At 64.4% G+C, this 12,284-nt stretch carries 12 protein-coding genes; 9 read left to right on the top strand and 3 right to left on the bottom strand.

Translation table 11 applies throughout. The annotated features are described in order from the left end of the window. Nucleotides 1–7: 7 nt before the first annotated feature. Complete coding sequence (gene murJ, locus RPE78_RS08630; RefSeq protein ID WP_406720306.1) at nucleotides 8–1,555, top strand: murein biosynthesis integral membrane protein MurJ; 1,548 nt, start codon at nucleotides 8–10, stop codon at nucleotides 1,553–1,555. A 33-nt stretch (nucleotides 1,556–1,588) separates the two neighbouring features. Here murJ and RPE78_RS08625 read toward each other — a convergent pair whose 3' ends face one another. Then, entirely contained in the window at nucleotides 1,589–2,272 is a 684-nt protein-coding gene (locus RPE78_RS08625) for a rhomboid family intramembrane serine protease (RefSeq protein WP_339109096.1), read from the bottom strand. 168 nt (nucleotides 2,273–2,440) lie between these two features. Between RPE78_RS08625 and trpS the strand changes: the two genes are divergently transcribed. The 4 genes from trpS (at nucleotide 2,441) to rnhA (ending at nucleotide 5,524) form a co-directional block, all read left to right on the top strand. Further along, a complete protein-coding gene (gene trpS / locus RPE78_RS08620; protein WP_406720305.1) occupies nucleotides 2,441–3,493 on the top strand; it encodes a tryptophan--tRNA ligase in 1,053 nt (350 codons plus the stop codon). A gap of 136 nt (nucleotides 3,494–3,629) precedes the next feature. Next, complete coding sequence (gene ispH, locus RPE78_RS08615; RefSeq protein WP_406720304.1) at nucleotides 3,630–4,577, top strand: 4-hydroxy-3-methylbut-2-enyl diphosphate reductase; 948 nt, start codon at nucleotides 3,630–3,632, stop codon at nucleotides 4,575–4,577. Beyond that, nucleotides 4,577–5,011 (top strand): hypothetical protein, encoded by a 435-nt coding sequence (locus RPE78_RS08610; protein ID WP_406720303.1) that lies wholly within the window; start codon nucleotides 4,577–4,579, stop codon nucleotides 5,009–5,011. Before ispH ends, RPE78_RS08610 begins: the two co-directional genes overlap by 1 nt. A 54-nt stretch (nucleotides 5,012–5,065) precedes the next feature. After that, entirely contained in the window at nucleotides 5,066–5,524 is a 459-nt protein-coding gene (rnhA, locus tag RPE78_RS08605; protein WP_406720302.1) for a ribonuclease HI, read from the top strand. A gap of 97 nt (nucleotides 5,525–5,621) precedes the next feature. Here rnhA and RPE78_RS08600 read toward each other — a convergent pair whose 3' ends face one another. Both RPE78_RS08600 and RPE78_RS08595 read right to left on the bottom strand, forming a co-directional pair. After that, complete coding sequence (locus tag RPE78_RS08600) at nucleotides 5,622–6,338, bottom strand: LrgB family protein (RefSeq protein WP_339109091.1); 717 nt, start codon at nucleotides 6,336–6,338, stop codon at nucleotides 5,622–5,624. Beyond that, nucleotides 6,335–6,691 carry a CidA/LrgA family protein gene (locus RPE78_RS08595; protein WP_339109090.1) on the bottom strand — a complete coding sequence of 119 codons (357 nt, stop codon included), beginning with the start codon at nucleotides 6,689–6,691 and terminating at the stop codon, nucleotides 6,335–6,337. The genes RPE78_RS08600 and RPE78_RS08595 overlap by 4 nt, the downstream gene beginning before the upstream one ends. Before the next feature lie 273 nt (nucleotides 6,692–6,964). Here RPE78_RS08595 and smc point away from each other — a divergent pair, with 273 nt between their 5' ends. From smc to RPE78_RS08575, 4 genes are all read left to right on the top strand, one after another. Next, on the top strand, nucleotides 6,965–10,423 hold the full coding sequence (gene smc / locus RPE78_RS08590; protein WP_406720301.1) for a chromosome segregation protein SMC: 3,459 nt from the start codon (nucleotides 6,965–6,967) through the stop codon (nucleotides 10,421–10,423). Nucleotides 10,424–10,443: 20 nt separating this feature from the next. Then, a complete protein-coding gene (locus tag RPE78_RS08585; protein WP_339109088.1) occupies nucleotides 10,444–10,911 on the top strand; it encodes a YbjN domain-containing protein in 468 nt (155 codons plus the stop codon). Between the two features lie 118 nt (nucleotides 10,912–11,029). Further along, nucleotides 11,030–11,494 (top strand): RidA family protein, encoded by a 465-nt coding sequence (locus RPE78_RS08580; RefSeq protein WP_339109087.1) that lies wholly within the window; start codon nucleotides 11,030–11,032, stop codon nucleotides 11,492–11,494. Continuing rightward, on the top strand, nucleotides 11,487–12,254 hold the full coding sequence (locus RPE78_RS08575) for a glycerophosphodiester phosphodiesterase family protein (RefSeq protein ID WP_406720300.1): 768 nt from the start codon (nucleotides 11,487–11,489) through the stop codon (nucleotides 12,252–12,254). Before RPE78_RS08580 ends, RPE78_RS08575 begins: the two co-directional genes overlap by 8 nt. Nucleotides 12,255–12,284: the final 30 nt, after the last annotated feature.

Genomic DNA, 12,284 nt, shown 5'->3' with positions numbered 1-12,284 from the left:
CCATGCGATGAAGGCAGGACGGCTGGTCAGGGGCTTCCTGACGGTGGGGCTATGGACGCTGGGCAGCCGCGTTCTGGGCTTTGTGCGCGATATGATGATGGCGGCCTATCTGGGCACCGGACCGGTGGCCGAGGCCTTCATGGTGGCGTTTTCGCTCCCCAATATGTTCCGCCGCTTCTTCGCGGAAGGGGCGTTCAACATGGCGTTCGTGCCGATGTTCGCAAAGCGCGTCGAGGCGGGCGAAGACCCGCATGGCTTGGCCCGCGATGCCTTCAAGGGGCTGTTCGGCGTGCTGTTTCTGTTTACCATTCTCGGCACGATGGCGATGCCGTGGCTGGTCTGGGCGATGGCGGCGGGCTTTGTGGGCGATGCGCGCTTCGATATGGCGGTCGATTTCGGGCGGATCACTTTCGTCTATATCCTCTTCGTGTCGCTGGTGGCGCTTTTATCGGGCATTCTCAACACGTTCGGGAAATTCACCGAAGCCTCTATCGTGCCGATCCTGATGAATGTCATGTTCATCCTTGCCATGCTGGCGGCCAATCAGGCGGGCTGGGATATGGGCACGACGCTGGCATGGACGGTGCCCGCCACGGGGGTCGTGCAATTCGCCTTCGCCTGGGGTGCCGCCCATAAGCTCGGCTACACGCTTTTGCCCGGTCGCCCGCGCATGACACCCGAACTCAAGCGCCTCCTCATCATCGCGGGGCCTGCCGTGCTGGCGGGGGGTGTGGTGCAGATCAACCTCCTCGTGGGGCGTCAGGTGGCCTCTTTCACCGAAGGGGCTGTGGCATGGCTGAGCTATGCCGACCGTCTCTACCAGTTGCCTCTGGGCGTCGTGGGCATCGCCATCGGCACCGTGCTCTTGCCCACCCTCTCGCGCCATCTGCGCGCGGGCGAGGAAGCCGAGGGCCGCGAGAGCTTTTCACGCGGGGCGGAATTCGCGCTGTTTCTCACGCTGCCTTCGGCAGTGGCGCTGGTGGTGATCGCGCCGCAACTGATTTCGGTGCTTTATGACCGTGGTGCATGGCGCGCCGAAGACACCGTCGCCACGGCGCTGGTTCTGGCGATCTATGGCGTAGGTCTACCGGCTTTCGTGCTGCAAAAAGTGCTGCAACCGGTCTTCTATGCCCGTGAGGACACCCGCCGTCCCTTCTATTATGCGCTGGTCTCGATGATGGTGAATGCCGGTGCCGCCATCGGGTTGATGCCCCTGATCGGCTTTTCGGCAGCGGCTTTGGGCACCACGATTTCCGGCTGGGTCATGCTGGCCCAACTCTGGTGGGGCGCGCGCAATATGGGCCTCTCGGCGCGCCCTGATGCGCGCTTCTGGAAGCGCCTGTGGCGGATCGCGATCGCCTGCGCGGTGATGGGCGTGCAGCTTCGCTATACCGCCGACTGGCTCGCGCCGACGCTGGCAGATCGCGGCGCCCGCTGGGGCGCGCTCGGGCTTCTCTGCGGTTCGGGGATCGTGGTCTATTTCCTGACCGCCTTCGCGCTCGGGGTCTTCGGGCTGGCGGAGTTCAAGGCCAATCTGCGCCGTCGCCGGAAATAAACAGAAACGGCGCCCCGCAGGGCGCCGTTTGCTTCAGCGACGGTTGCGCAGCTTCGCGAGCACCCGCCCCCAGCCACCTGGCGAGACAAGGAAGCTGACCAGAAAGCCCACGATGAACCCCGCCAGATCGGCGATCCACTGGTCGGTGCCGCCGAAGATCACGCTGAACAGCAGCTGGATGCCCATCAGGAACCCGATCAGCTGGAAGGCCTGCATCCGGTTGCCACGGGTATGGCCGAGATAGGTCCATTGGATAAAGCTGAACGCCCCGATCAGCCCATAGGCCGCCGGATAGCCGCCATAAAGCGCGCTCTGGGTGAAGGGCAGCGCGGTATAGATCAGCGCCGCCAGAATGGACGAGGCAAAGAACACCACCGCCACGGCCCAGCCACGGAACACCTCGCCCACCATCTTGCCAAGCGCCAGAATGAACACCAGCACGAAGGCGGCATGGGTGAAGCTGCCATGCACAAAGGGATAGGTCACCACCCGCGCCATCTGCTTCCACGGATGCACACCCGCCTCCATCATCGCCCGCATCAGGTTCGGGTCGTAGGCAAAGCGTTGCAAGGCTTCGGGCCGCCAGACGATACCGTTCTGGAACAGCCCCGCCTGCCCCAGCCCGAACATCAGCTCGCCGATGATGATGGGGGCCGCCAGCAACCAGACGATAGGCGGTAATTTGTTAAGCGGGCCTTCAGTGTAACCGGAGCGCATAGAGGATCCTTCGTATTGGGTGGCGCCGATATGGGGCGCAAAGGCCGCCCGTTCAACCAAGAAAGGGCCGGGAACCGATATAGAGCCGGGCCAGACATTGATCCCCGCCGCATTTGGGGATAAGCGAGCAAGGACGATATTACCAGCCTGCATGCAGGGGAGCCGCAGATGAGCGATACGACCGTAACCCCGCCCGTTACTCCAAATGCAAATTTCAAGCCGCGGATCTTCTCCGGCATCCAGCCTTCCGGCAATCTGACGCTGGGCAACTATCTTGGGGCCCTCAAGCGCTTTGCCCAGAAGCAGGATGAGGGGATCGAGACGATCTACTGTCTGGTGGATATGCATGCGATCACCGTCTGGCAGGACCCCGAGGCGCTGCGCCGCCAGACCCGCGAGGCGGCTGCCGCCTTCATCGCCTCGGGCGTGGACCCGTCGAAATCCATCCTCTTCAACCAGTCCCAAGTGGGTGCGCATGCCGAGCTGGCATGGCTTTTCAACTGCACCGCGCGTCTGGGCTGGATGAACCGGATGACCCAGTTCAAGGACAAGGCGGGCAAGAACGCCGAGAAGGCCTCGCTGGGTCTTTACGCCTATCCCGCGCTGATGGCTGCCGATATCCTGCTCTATCACGCGACGATGGTGCCGGTGGGCGAGGACCAGAAGCAGCATGTCGAGCTGACCCGCGACATCGCCAATAAGTTCAACCATGACTTCGGTGTGGATTTCTTCCCCGAACCCGAACCGCTGATCGAGGGCGCGGCCACCCGCGTCATGAGCCTGCGTGACGGGTCGAAGAAGATGTCGAAATCCGACCCCTCCGATGCAAGCCGCATCAATCTGACCGATGACGCCGACACGATCGCCAAGAAGTTCCGCAAGGCCCGCACCGATGCCGAGCCGCTGCCGGAAACCGTCGATGGCCTCAGCGAACGCCCCGAGGCCCGCAATCTGGTGAATATCTACGCAGCGCTTGCGGATATGACGTCTGCACAGGTCGTGGCCGAATTCGCAGGCAAGGGCTTTGGCGATTTCAAACCGGCTCTGGCCGATCTGGCGGTCGACAAGCTGGCACCGATCTCCACCGAGATGAAGCGCCTGATGGATGACGTGACCGAGATCGACCGCATCCTTGGCAAAGGCGCGGAACAGGCCGATGCCATCGCCCGCCCGATCGTCGAGAAAACCTATGACATCATGGGCATGGTGCGCTCGCGCTGATCGCCTACCCGTCGGGGGCCGCACCGGCCCCTGACAGCGGAAGAACGGGGGCTCGATGCCCCCGAAATCCGCCCCCCCCTTGGCACAGACCCCCATCCTGCCTACCTTCACGCCATCGGGCCAAAGGACATCCCCCATGAAACAGCCGCTCAACCTCTATCTCGCAGCCCCCCGTGGCTTCTGCGCAGGCGTGGACCGCGCCATCAAGATCGTGGAAATGGCCTTGGAAAAATGGGGCGCGCCGGTCTATGTCCGCCATGAGATCGTCCATAATAAATTCGTCGTCGACAGCCTGCGCGACAAGGGCGCGGTCTTTGTCGAGGAACTCGACGAATGCCCCGATGACCGCCCCGTGATCTTCTCGGCCCATGGCGTCCCCAAAGCTGTCCCCGCCGAGGCCGCCCGCCGCGAGATGGTCTATGTCGATGCCACCTGCCCGCTGGTCTCCAAGGTCCATATCGAGGCCGAGCGTCACCACGCAGCCGGCCTCCAGATGATCATGATCGGCCACGCCGGCCACCCCGAGGTTCTGGGCACCATGGGCCAGCTCCCCGAGGGCGAGGTCCTTCTGGTCGAGACCGAAGCCGATGTCCCCCACCTCAGCCCCCGCGACCCCGAGGCACTGGCCTTCATCACCCAGACCACGCTCTCGGTGGATGACACCGCAGGCATCGTGGCGGCCCTGCAAAAACGCTTCCCCAAGATCGTCGGCCCCGCCAAGGAAGACATCTGCTACGCCACCACCAACCGTCAGGCCGCCGTCAAAGCCATCGCGCCGAAAATCGACGCGCTTCTGGTGATCGGCGCGCCCAATTCCTCGAACTCGCGCCGTCTGGTCGAGGTCGGCTCCTCCGAGGGCTGCAGCTACAGCCAGCTTGTCCAACGTGCCACCGATATCGACTGGCGCGCACTCGAAGGCATCTCCTCCATCGGCATCACCGCAGGGGCCTCGGCCCCCGAGGTGCTGATCAACGAGGTCATCGACGCCTTCCGCGACCGCTATGATGTCACCGTCGAACAGGTAGAAACCGCGCAGGAACGGGTGGAATTCAAGGTCCCCCGCGTGTTGCGCGAAACCGCCTGATGCGGGCCTCGCGCAGCCACTCCGGTCGCCCCTCCATCCCGCGCAGGGCACTGGCAGTCACGGCGCTTGCCTGCCTGCCGCTGGTCTGGGCCGTGATCGCCACACGCGACGGGCAGCTCACCCTGCCCATCACCATCACCCCGCGTGACCTCGCCGCCTTCTGGGCGCTGATCCTGCTGGCGCTCTGGGCCTTTCGCGCAGCCCAAAAGATGCAGGCCAGCACATCGCTCCTGCTGGCCCATACCCTGCCCTTCTTCGCCACAATCGCGGCAATCCGCGCAGGGCTGCCGGTCATGCAAAGTCTCTTTGCCACGCATCTGGTCACACTCATCCTCGACCTGATCCTGAAAAACCGCCGCCCCGAATGGTGGGCCCGCCTGCGTCTGGGCGAAAGCCTCCTGATCCTCGCCTGCCTCTACGCGCTGATCCCCTGAGCCTCTGGACCACAATAGCCCTTGCCGCTATCACAGGCCGCAAAGGAGACCCCCATGCCCGATCTATTCGCCTATACCGACGGAGCCTGCTCCGGCAATCCCGGCCCCGGTGGCTGGGGGGTCCTGCTTCTGGCCAAAGACGGCGAGACCGTGGTCAAGGAACGCACACTCGAAGGCGGCGAAGCGGACACCACCAATAACCGCATGGAACTTCTGGCGGCCATCTCGGCGCTGGAAACCCTTGCACGGCCATCAAAAATCACCATCGTCACCGATAGCGCCTATGTCAAAAACGGCGTCACCGGCTGGATCTTTGGGTGGAAACGCAACGGCTGGAAAACCGCCGCCAAAAAGCCCGTGAAAAACGTCGACCTCTGGCAAAGGCTGGATGAGGCCCAAGCCCGCCATGATGTCACATGGGAATGGATCAAGGGCCATGCAGGCCACCCCGAAAACGAACGCGCCGACGAATTGGCCCGCTCCGGCATGGCCCCGTTCAAACCGTCGAAATAACGCGCAAACAGCGGCCAAAGGTGCCGCGCAGGCCCTCCAAAGGCCTGCGCCGTAAGAAACTCTTGCGCCGGCCCGCAGGGTCGGCGCGCCGCTTGGTTCAGAAAAACCAGCCCATCACCAATGGCGCGATGATCGCGGTCAGGATCGCATTCAGCCCCATCCCGATCGAGGCAAATGCCCCCGCCTGCTCATGCACCTGAAAGGCCCGCGCTGTGCCGATCCCGTGGGCCGCAACCCCTGTCGCAAGCCCCCGCGCGCGCCAGTCGCGCACGCCGATCAGGTTCAGCAAAGGCGACACGATAATCGCCCCGATCATCCCCGTCAGCAGCACCAGCGCCGCCGTCAGCGTCGGCTCGCCTCCGAGGCTCTCGCTGATGCCGATTGCCACAGGCGCGGTGGCCGATTTCGGTGCCAGCGTGGCCAGCAGGCTGTGATCGGCCCCCAATGCCCAGGCAATACTCAGCGCAGAGATCACCGCCGTGGCACTGCCAACCACAAGCCCCACCGTGATCGGCAGCCATGTCCGCTTGATCTCGCCGCGATTGGCATAAAGCGGCACCGCGAGGCAGACCGTCGCCGGACCCAGCATGAAATGCACGAATTGCGCGCCCTCGAAATACTGGTCATAGGGCGTGTTGGTCAGCGTCAGCAGCACCCCCAGAAACAGCACCGCAAGGGCAACCGGATTGGCCCAGGGCTTCCGCCCCGACGCACGGAAAATCGCATCTCCCGCCCAATAGGCAAAAAGCGTCGCACAAAGCCACAGAAGCGGCTGCGAGGCGAGATAGGACCAGATCGTGAAAGCATCCCTCATTTGCCGCGCCCTCCCTTGGTGAGGCGCAGCGTAATGGCAAAGGCCGCAGCCCCCGCCATCAGCGCCAGCGCGGTCGACCCGAACAGCGACAGCCCCAGCGCAAGCCCGTGGCTTGTCAGCGTGTGAAGATGCGCCACCACCCCCACCCCGACCGGCACGAAGAGAAGCGACAGATGCGACAGCAGCCCCTTGGCCGTCGGCTGCACCAACGCGCGCAGCCGTGCCGAGGCAAACAGCCCCAGCAGCATGAAGATCATGCCCAGAACCGGTCCCGGCAAAGGTAGCCCCACCCCGCGCGAGATGACCTCGCCCAGAAGCTGGAATAACAAGATGAAAGCAAAGGCAGCGACCATGATCCCTCCGGTACCCGAAACCGTAAAAAGATGTCCTCCCGATGCGTCAGCTATGGCACTGTGACCAACGCTCCACAAGGCAATGACCTCCGAAGCAATACACAGACTTGCGATAAATGCGATAATCTGGGGATAAATCGGCCTTTCCCCGCGCGCGACTGTGTCTTTGAATTGACACATGACAGATCGGCTGGGAAAAGGCGGCCTTATCCGGTGCCCTCGGGGGCCAAGATATCTGCGCGCTTCGCGCATCCTGTAGAAGGAATGGTGCCCTTGCGTTTCACCCGCTTGCGTCTCAACGGCTTCAAAAGCTTCGTCGACCCCACCGATCTGGTCATTCAGGACGGGCTGACGGGGGTTGTCGGCCCCAATGGCTGCGGCAAGTCGAACCTGCTTGAGGCGCTGCGCTGGGTGATGGGGGAAAACCGCCCCTCGGCGATGCGCGGCGGTGGCATGGAGGATGTGATCTTTGCAGGCACTTCCTCGCGCGGGGCACGTAACTTTGCCGAGGTTGTCCTGCAGATCGACAACGAGGAACGCCTCGCGCCCTCGGGCTTTAACGACAGCGATCTTCTGGAAATCACCCGCCGCATCACCCGCGATGTGGGCTCGGCCTATAAGGTCAATACCAAGGATGTGCGCGCCCGCGATGTGCAGATGCTCTTTGCCGATGCCTCGACGGGGGCGCATTCGCCCGCACTTGTACGTCAGGGCCAGATCAACGAGCTGATCAACGCCAAACCGAAAGCCCGCCGCCGCATTCTGGAAGAGGCCGCAGGGATTTCCGGCCTTTATCAGCGCCGCCATGAGGCAGAGCTGCGGCTGAAGGCCACCGAGGCCAATCTGGAGCGCGTCGATGATGTGATCGACCAGCTGGCCTCGCAGCTGAACAGCCTTGCCCGTCAGGCGCGTCAGGCCGCGAAGTACCGCCAGATCGGCGAGGAGCTACGCCGCTCCGAGGGGATGCTGCTCTATCGGCGCTGGCTTGAGGCCGATGAGACCCGCCAAGAGGCCGAAAAGGCCCTCAGCGCCATCATCGCCAATGCGGGTGTGGCCGAGCGCGCCGCGCGTGACAGCGCCGAGCTGCGCGCCAATCTCGAAGAAATCCTGCCGCCCCTGCGCGAGGAAGACACGGTTGCCACCGCCATTCTGCAAAGGCTTGTTCTGTCGCAGGACCAGCTGTCGCAGCAGGAAGCGCAGGCCCGCACCCAGATCGAGATGCTCAAGGGCCGGATTGCCCAGATCGACCGCGATATGGAGCGCGAGACCGGCCTGAACCGCGATGCGGGCGAGACCCTGGAACGGCTGGAATACGAGTTGCGCCAGATCACCCGTGACAGCGCGGGCCATGAGGATGCGCTGACCGCTGCCGAAGAGGCCGCGGCCGAAGCCGCCGACATCGCCCGTGACCGCGAAGAGATCCTCGACCAGCTGACGGGCGATGTGGCCCAGCTGGCCGCCCGCCACCAGTCTGCCGAACGCCAGCTGTCCGATAGTCAGGCCGCAACCGAGCGTTTCGACCGCGCAGCCGCCGCCGCCCGCGTCAATGCCGCCGAGGCCGAGGAGGCGCTGGCCGAGGTCAATGACCGGATGGAGGCCGCCCGCGAGGCTGCCTCCGAGGCCACCGATATGGCCGATCAGGCCGAAGAGGCGCTGCATGGGGCCGAGGACCTGCGCGCCACCCTTGAGACCCGCGAAGGCGAGGCCCGCGAGGCCCGCGCCGAGGCCGAAGGGGTGATCACCGCGCTGAAATCCGAGGTCAGCGCCCTGACGCGCCTTTTGGACCGCGAGGCCATGTCGGGGCCGCAGATCCTTGACAGCATTACGGTTTCCAAGGGTTATGAGGCGGCTTTGGGGGCGGCACTTTCCGATGACCTCAATGCGCCCGAGGCGGCGGGCAATGCGGGTTCGGGCTGGCTGACCCTGCCGCCCCTTGGCGATGCCCCCGCCCTTCCCGCGGGCGTCCCCTTGCTGGCCGATTACGTGCAGGCGCCCGAGGCTCTGGCCCGCCGTCTGTCGCAGATCGGCGTGGTGGAGACATGGGATCAGGGCGACCGCCTGCATCAGGACCTGCGCCCCGGCCAGCGGATCGTGACGCTTGCGGGCGACCTCTGGCGCTGGGACGGGCTGCGTGCAGGGACCGAGGATGCGCCCTCTGCCGCCGCGCAACGTCTGCGCCAGCAAAACCGCCTGAGCGATCTGCGCGCCGATCTGGCCGAAGCCGAGGCCGCCGCCCAATCCGCCGTGCGCAACCATGAACAACTCAAGCAGAAGCTGGCCGATGCCAATCTGGCCTATACCCGTGCGCGCGACGCCCGCCGCGAAGCCGACCGCCGCATGGGCGAGGCGCAGCGCCAGATGTCGAAGGCCGAAGCCGACCGCTCGGTCACCGAAGGCCGCCTTGAAGCCGCACGTCAGGCCGAGGGCCGCCATGGCGAGGAATCCCGCGCCGCCCGTGAGGCGCTTGCGGAAGCGCAGGCCGCGATCAACGCCCTGCCCGCTTTGTCCAAGGCTCGCCAAGAGGTGGATCAGGTGAAAATCACGGTCGAGGCCGCGCGGATGACCATGCTCACGCGGCGCTCGGCTCAGGATGAGGTCCGCCGCGAAGGCGAGGCCCGCGCGCGCCGCCAGACGGAAATCACCGAGCAGCTTGCGGGCTGGAAGACCCGCCTTGCCACCGCCGAACGTCATGGCGCCGAACTGGCCGACCGCCGCGCCGAGGCGCTGGAAGAGCTGGAAGAGGCTATGGCCCTGCCCGAAGAGCTTAACGAACGCCGCGACGAGCTGCGCGAACAGATCCAGGAGGCAGAGGCGCGCAAATCCAAGGCCTCGACTGCGCTACAGGATGCCGAAACCCGCCTGCGCACCGCCCAGACCGTCGAACGCGAGACGGAAAAACAGGCCTCGGAAATCCGCGAAGCGCGGGCGCGGGCCGAAACCCGCGTGGAATCGGCGCGTGAGGCGCTGACTCTGGCGGTGGACTGGATCAGCGACGAGATGGATCTGGCCCCCGAGAGCCTGCTGAAATCACTGGAGATCGCGCCCGAGGATATGCCCACCATCTCCAAGCTGGAAAAGGCGGTGGCCGATCTGAAACGTGACCGCGATGCTTTGGGGGCGGTCAACCTGCGTGCCGAGGAAGACGCGCGAAGCATTCAGGAAGAACATGACACGCTGTTCACCGAGAAGGGCGATCTGGAGGATGCCATCGCCAAGCTGCGCGGCGGGATCAACGGGCTGAACCGCGAGGGGCGCGAGCGTCTGCTGGCCGCTTTCGAGCAGGTCAACCAGAACTTCCGTCAGCTGTTCACCCACCTCTTCTCGGGCGGCGATGCCCGTCTGGCGCTGGTGGAATCCGACGACCCGCTGGAAGCGGGCCTTGAGATCATGTGCCAGCCGCCGGGCAAGAAGCTGTCGACGCTGTCGCTTCTGTCGGGGGGCGAGCAGACACTGACCGCGATGGCGCTGATCTTTGCCGTCTTCATGGCGAACCCCGCGCCGATCTGTGTGCTCGACGAGGTCGATGCGCCGCTGGATGACGCCAATGTCACCCGCTTCTGCGACCTCTTGGACGAGATGACCCGCCGCACCGATACCCGCTTTCTGATCATCACCCACCATGCCGTGACCATGAGCCGCATGGACCGTCTTTTCGGTGTGACAATGCAGGAACAGGGTGTAAGCCAGCTGGTATCGGTCGATCTGAAAAAAGCCGAAGCAATGGTCGCCTGAGACGGACCATAAGGACCCACATGAAACAGTTTCTTCTTCCTCTTGCCTGTATGGGCCTTCTGGCCAGCGCCGCGACGGTTCAGGCCGCGGCGGTCACGGCCAAACCCAGCACGGTTTCCGCCTTCCTCGAAGCATATGGCCTGCCGGTCACGCAGGGCACGGATGACTCGGGTGATCCGATGCTGGACAGCCGGATCAACGGCACGCATTTCTCGGTCTATTTCTACGGCTGCCGTGGCAATACCAACTGCCGGACCATCCAGTTCTCGACCGGCTACGATCTGGACCAGCCGATGAGCGCGACCATGATCAACGAATGGAACCGCAATAACCGCTTCGGACGTGCCTATCTTGATGACGAGGGCGACCCCTTCCTCGAGATGGACATCAATCTGGATGGCGACGGCGTGAACGAGAAGAATTTCGATGTCTCGCTGGACCTGTGGAAGGCCGTCACCCGCGATTTCGAGCATTTCATCGACTGGTAAGCCCCTGCCTGCATGACAGGTCCATGAAAGGGCGCGCGGCGGGTGCATTCCCCTTGCGCCCGCATCCATGCGCGCCTAGCGTCCGGTGCACGCTTTTTGCGCGCATCATGAGGACCCCATGTCGAAAATCGAAACCCGCCTGTCCGACCTGAACATCACCCTGCCCGCCGCCCCCGCGCCTGCAGCGAATTACGTGCCCTATGTGATCACCGGAAACCAGCTTTATGTCTCGGGACAGATCTCGGCCAGCGCCGAAGGTCTGGTCACGGGCCGTCTGGGCGAAACGATGGATGTGGCCGAAGGCGCTGCCGCCGCGCGCCTGTGCGGGCTGGCGCTGATTGCGCAGGCGAAAGCCGCGCTTGGCGATCTGGACCGCATCACCCGCGTGGTCAAACTCGGCGGTTTCGTCAATTCCACCGCAGAGTTCATCGACCAACCCAAAGTGGTGAATGGCTGCTCCGACCTGATGGTCGAGGTCTTCGGTGATGCGGGCCGCCACGCCCGTTCGGCGGTCGCCACGCCCGCCCTGCCGCTGGGTGTGGCCGTAGAGATCGACGCCGTCTTCGAGATCGCAGATGCTTGACCCGCGCTTCCTCAGCCTGCCCATCGCGCATCGGGCCTTTCATGACCGCGCGAAGGGCCGCCCCGAAAACAGCCTGGCTGCCATTCGTGCCGCCATCGCGGCGGGCTATGGCATAGAGATCGACCTGCAGCTTTCGGCAGATGGCGTGGCGATGGTCTTCCATGACTATTCTCTGGACCGCCTGACCGACGCGACCGGCCCGCTGCATGCCCGCAGTGCCGCCGAGTTGCAGGCCATCTGTCTGCGTGATGCCGATGAGGGCATCCCGACATTTGCCGAAGTGCTGGATCTGGTGGCAGGACAGGTGCCGCTTCTGGTCGAGATCAAAAATCAGGATGACCCCGACGGGGCGGGGCTTGGCCCGCTGGAACAGGCCGCTGCAGAGGCGCTTGCGGGGTATCAGGGGCCGGTCGCCGTGATGGGGTTCAACCCCGCCTCCATCGCCCTGTTCCATGCGGCAGCCCCCGCTGTGGCGGTCGGGCTGACCACCTATGCCGAATGGTCGGCCGAAGATTTCCCCACCCTGAGCGAGGACCAGCGCGCCCGCTTGCGCGGGATCGCCGATTATGACCGTGTGGGGGCCTGCTTTATCTCGCACCACTGGAAAGACCTCGGCATGGCGCGGGTTGCTGCCCTGAAGGCCGAGGGCGCGCATATCCTGTGCTGGACGATCCGCAGCGGAGCAGAGGAAGCCAAGGCCCGCGAGATTGCCGAAAACGTGACCTTCGAAGGCTATGCCTCGGCCCTGCCCGACGCTTGACCTGCAGCGTGATCCGGTCATCATCGGCTC

Origin of the sequence: Thioclava litoralis (genome assembly GCF_045278885.1) — a bacterium.
Classification (GTDB): Bacteria; Pseudomonadota; Alphaproteobacteria; order Rhodobacterales; family Rhodobacteraceae; genus Thioclava; species Thioclava litoralis.
This window is presented reverse-complemented; position numbering and strand designations above follow the sequence as displayed.

What these genes read in the sequence shown, in the direction of transcription:
- RPE78_RS08585 (WP_339109088.1), top strand. Translation starts at nt 10,444, where the DNA reads ATGAAACAGTTTCTTCTTCCTCTTGCCTGTATGGGCCTTCTGGCCAGC.
- RPE78_RS08580 (WP_339109087.1), top strand. Translation starts at nt 11,030, where the DNA reads ATGTCGAAAATCGAAACCCGCCTGTCCGACCTGAACATCACCCTGCCC.
- rnhA (WP_406720302.1), top strand. Translation starts at nt 5,066, where the DNA reads ATGCCCGATCTATTCGCCTATACCGACGGAGCCTGCTCCGGCAATCCC.
- murJ (WP_406720306.1), top strand. Translation starts at nt 8, where the DNA reads ATGAAGGCAGGACGGCTGGTCAGGGGCTTCCTGACGGTGGGGCTATGG.
- RPE78_RS08625 (WP_339109096.1), bottom strand. Translation starts at nt 2,272, where the DNA reads ATGCGCTCCGGTTACACTGAAGGCCCGCTTAACAAATTACCGCCTATC.
- RPE78_RS08600 (WP_339109091.1), bottom strand. Translation starts at nt 6,338, where the DNA reads ATGAGGGATGCTTTCACGATCTGGTCCTATCTCGCCTCGCAGCCGCTT.
- ispH (WP_406720304.1), top strand. Translation starts at nt 3,630, where the DNA reads ATGAAACAGCCGCTCAACCTCTATCTCGCAGCCCCCCGTGGCTTCTGC.
- RPE78_RS08610 (WP_406720303.1), top strand. Translation starts at nt 4,577, where the DNA reads ATGCGGGCCTCGCGCAGCCACTCCGGTCGCCCCTCCATCCCGCGCAGG.
- RPE78_RS08595 (WP_339109090.1), bottom strand. Translation starts at nt 6,691, where the DNA reads ATGGTCGCTGCCTTTGCTTTCATCTTGTTATTCCAGCTTCTGGGCGAG.
- RPE78_RS08575 (WP_406720300.1), top strand. Translation starts at nt 11,487, where the DNA reads ATGCTTGACCCGCGCTTCCTCAGCCTGCCCATCGCGCATCGGGCCTTT.
- trpS (WP_406720305.1), top strand. Translation starts at nt 2,441, where the DNA reads ATGAGCGATACGACCGTAACCCCGCCCGTTACTCCAAATGCAAATTTC.